General features: G+C 47.3%; 1 tRNA gene. It reads right to left on the bottom strand.

Going from position 1 to position 296, the window contains the following annotated elements:
• Positions 1 to 169 precede the first annotated feature (169 nt).
• A tRNA-Glu gene (locus KFE26_RS23815) sits at positions 170 to 245 on the bottom strand.
• Positions 246 to 296: the final 51 nt, after the last annotated feature.

The following is a 296-nucleotide window of genomic DNA, read 5'->3' as shown; positions in this document are numbered from 1 at the left end:
TGAAAGGGCGGTGTCCTAGGCCTCTAGACGAAGGGGACCCGGACTTATGATTTAACTCGTAACCGAGCTTTGTAACACATTCACTTCAGTAGGCTAGGAAGCAAATGCCTTGTTCTTACCAAACAACTCGTTAGTTATTTGCTAGGAACCACTCTCTATAAAATATAGATGGTATCCCCTAGGGGATTCGAACCCCTGTTACCGCCGTGAAAGGGCGGTGTCCTAGGCCTCTAGACGAAGGGGACCCGGACTTATGATTTAACTCGTAACCGAGCTTTGTAACACATTCACTTCAG

The sequence above is a fragment of the Shewanella sp. M16 genome (assembly GCF_018224605.1).
Lineage (GTDB): Bacteria > Pseudomonadota > Gammaproteobacteria > Enterobacterales > Shewanellaceae > Shewanella > Shewanella oncorhynchi.
This window is presented reverse-complemented; position numbering and strand designations above follow the sequence as displayed.